Here is a 3,815-nt window from a genome sequence, read left to right on the forward strand (position 1 = left end):
AGTGTTCCTATTGATCCGAATTCTTTAGTAAAACATTATAATAACGGCATTTTGGAAGTCAAATTGGCACGGGTAAATGAACAACAATAGGAGGATTTGCAAGTAATGGGGAAAAACGAGGTGGTATCTTTAAAAATTGCCGAAGCATTGTCTAAAGATGTAGGGAGAAATTTTGCCAGGCTTGATCCTGTTGATTTCGTTAAATTGGGCGTAGAAATCGGCGATATAGTGGAACTGGCTGGTCGGCGTCGTACTGCGGCCAGAGTTATGCCTGCTTTTTCTGACGACAGAAACAAAGAGATTATTCAAATTGACGGCATAACTCGTGAAAATGTGCAAGGCAGTTTGGGAGATAAAATTAATGTATATAAGGCTGAACCCGTTTTGGCCCAGGAGATTACCTTGATACCATTAGGTACTGTGCCTACTGGACGGATGATCAAAGATACCAGCTATTTGGGGAAAATTCTTGAAGGTGTGTGCGTTACCAGCGGAGACCGGGTACGGGTAAATCTATTTGGCTCTAGCGCTCAGGACTTTCGTGTAATGGCGACAAAACCAGACGGACTAGCTTTAATCAAAGCTTCTACTCGGGTGAAAATGAAACCGATTGATAATACTGGCGAGAAAAAAGGCATGGGACAAAAAATTAGCTACGAGGATATCGGCGGTCTGGAGCGTGAGGTTCAGCGTATTCGTGAAATGATTGAGCTGCCGCTAAAATATCCGCAAATTTTTGAGCACTTAGGGATTGAAGCTCCTAAAGGAGTTCTGCTTGTCGGGCCGCCTGGGACAGGCAAAACATTGATTGCTAAGGCGGTTGCGGGAGAGACCGATGCTAACTTTACCCAAATTAGCGGGCCTGAAATTATCGCCAAGTATTATGGGGAAAGTGAGGCGAATTTACGCGAAATTTTTGAGCGAGCCAGGGACAATGCGCCAAGTATTATATTTCTGGACGAATTGGATGGAATAGCTCCAAAGCGTGCCGAGGTGACCGGTGAAGTAGAAAAACGAGTAGTAACCCAACTGTTGGCTCTTATGGATGGGTTGGAATCCAGACAGGAAGTGATCGTTATCGGGGCAACGAATCGCCCGGATGCAATTGATCCAGCATTGAGGCGTCCCGGACGTTTTGATCGTGAAATCAATATTGGCGTTCCTGATAAAAACGGACGGTTAAAGATCCTGCAAATACATACAAGAGGTATGCCGCTTGCGTCAAATGTGGAATTAGTTCAACTGGCAAATATTACCCATGGTTTTGTAGGGGCTGATTTGGCAGCCTTGTGCCGGGAAGCTGCTATGATCACTTTACGTAGTATTTTACCTGAGATAGATATGAGTCAAGATTATTTGCCATATGAATTACTGCGGGATTTGACAGTATCAATGGAGAATTTTCTCCAGGCGTTAGCCGAGATCGAGCCATCAGCTATCCGGGAAGTTTTTGTTGAAAACCCTAATGTTCATTGGGATCAGATTGGAGGATTGGATGAGGTTAAGCAAGAGTTGCAGGAAGCTATTGAATGGCCAATCAAATATGAAAGGCTTTACCAACAAGCCCTGCTTCCTTCTCCTAAAGGCATTCTGATGTACGGTCCGCCAGGCACAGGCAAGACTTTGCTGGCCAAGGCAATAGCTACAGAATGTCAGGCTAACTTTATATCAATCAAAGGCCCGGAACTGCTTTCCAAGTGGGTAGGAGAATCCGAAAAAGGTGTGCGAGAAATATTTAAGAAGGCTCGGCAGGTTGCCCCATGCATTATATTTTTTGATGAACTGGATGCCATGGCTCCTAGGCGTCAAGCTGGCGGCAATAGTGGCGATGCTACCATGGACCGCATTGTAGGTCAGCTTCTTACTGAGCTTGACGGGCTTGAAAAACTTAAAAGTGTTAATGTTGTAGCGGCAACAAATCGGCCGGATTTAATTGACGAAGCGCTGCTTCGGCCGGGAAGGTTTGATTTAATGCTGGAAATACCCCTGCCTGATCTGAATGAACGGGGGCTTATCTTTGGCGTACACACGAATGGCAGGAGACTAGCCAATGACGTTATTTTGACTGAATTGGCCAGGCAAACCGAAGGGTGGTCAGGCGCACAAATTGAACTGGTATGTAATAATGCCGCCAGATTATTAGTTCGCAACTGTATTATGACTGGCCAGTTGGATGAAGTTGAATTGATTCTGCAAAAGCATCATTTTCAAACGGCTATTAGTAAACTTCTTGTACAGAAAAGAACTTCCTGAAAATTCTCCTAATATCTTTGGTATTAAAGAATGTAGCGTCATGAATTAACCGTAAGTGAAGATTAATTCATGGCGCTACATTCTTTATGAAGGAAGTCGACGTCGTCCGCCGGAAAAGTGTGGTAAAATTTAAGAGCGCATTTCCATGCCAAGGAAATGCGCTCTCGCCATTCCAACTTAAATTTTTAAATCTGTGTCTTGAGAACGGGGGGCATTACAACATTGATTTACACTATCTACAGCTATTGCTGAAAGTGTTGCATTGGTAATATTAACAACAGTACTAACAGCTCCATCAATCTCAGGAGTTACTACTACAGTATAGGTACAGCATTTACTTGGACAATCACAACAATCACAAACGAAGAATGAGACTGTATCTGTAGTAGCTAAAGATACAGAACCACTATAAGGAGTTAAAGCAACATCAAGGCTTCTTGCGAAAACCCATTTTGGTCCAACAGCAATTGCTTGGTATTGATTGTTACAAAGTTTAAATACCTGGAAGTTTAACGTTACAGAATTAGCAGTTGGAACTGTTACATTACTAGCAAATTCAAGCTTTATGCATGGATTACAGAAACAAGAAATATTTGTAGTAAGAGAAGCAACAGTAACGGCTAAAGGCGTTCCTCCAGTTGCTGGTATAGTTATTGATGCTGTGCCAGGAATTCCACATTTTAAAAGAGTTAAACCTGATTTTGGATATCGATTATTTTCTAAATTATCTTTCCCATTAGGTTTCGACATTGAATCCATATATTCATTCCCCCTTAAATATAATGAAACCAAGAATTGAGATACAAAACTAAAATCGCGAGTTACAATGAAGACCTAAATAAGCGAAATCAATACTTAGCAGAATTTAAGGCAAAAGTGGTATATCTCCGTATGGCCAGCAGCTGGAAAGCTGAATTCTTAGAACGAACTGCTGAGTTTTTCAAGAAAAGGCCATCGGGAGTCCTAAAAAACTGGATGTTGAAAGAAAACGTTATAAATCGTACGAGTCTTTATAGAAAATCAACCAGTCATCTTTTCCTGTTTTTATCATCTCCTTGTTTTATATAATATTATATGCTTGAAGTAACTTTTTTGTGTTATGTAACCCGGATATTGCTTATTCGAATTATAGATCATTTATTGAAAATCGTTTTTCATTGCCCGGCCAATCCTTCAGACATACAACGTTAAAGATTTGAAGAGTTATTGTCTAGACTTAAGGGGTCAATCTGTTTTAACCGACAAACCTTCTTTAAATGTTTGGATCTTTTTATGATTATTTTCTTTTCTTCCCACCAGCCGAAAGCAATTCTAGCCTGCAAGCAGGCTAGCTCTTGCCCTACTAAAAAGATGCCAAAAGAGCCTCCCGGCGAAATAATAAACCTTCTGTCTTTTTCTGCTACAACTGTCGTTATGGCAGGAATTATCTTATCAAAAGGATTCACTCCGTCATTTGGCACAGCAGAAATCTCTTGAGCAAATTTTAACTCCACTGCCGGTCTCCGGTTCATAAATAATGTCATATTAGACGGCGTTACCAGATTGGAAGCAGTTTCTGTCCC

3 protein-coding genes are annotated in these 3,815 nt (G+C 41.5%); 1 reads left to right on the forward strand and 2 read right to left on the reverse strand.

Features of this window, described 5'->3' with window-relative positions; genetic code table 11:
• The first annotated feature begins 105 nt into the window (after positions 1–105).
• Positions 106–2,253, forward strand: coding sequence for a CDC48 family AAA ATPase (locus Ga0466249_RS25605; RefSeq protein ID WP_215832337.1), 2,148 nt, complete (start codon positions 106–108; stop codon positions 2,251–2,253).
• A gap of 177 nt (positions 2,254–2,430) precedes the next feature.
• Here the strand turns inward: Ga0466249_RS25605 and Ga0466249_RS25610 are convergent, their stop codons facing one another.
• Positions 2,431–3,012, reverse strand: a complete 582-nt coding sequence (locus tag Ga0466249_RS25610; protein WP_215832338.1) for a DUF4489 domain-containing protein — start codon at positions 3,010–3,012, stop codon at positions 2,431–2,433.
• Between the two features lie 428 nt (positions 3,013–3,440).
• Positions 3,441–3,815 (reverse strand): DUF6143 family protein (locus Ga0466249_RS25615; RefSeq protein WP_246589062.1); only part of this gene is annotated, 375 nt, incomplete at its 5' end.

The organism is Pelorhabdus rhamnosifermentans (genome assembly GCF_018835585.1).
Lineage (GTDB): Bacteria > Bacillota > Negativicutes > UMGS1260 > UMGS1260 > Pelorhabdus > Pelorhabdus rhamnosifermentans.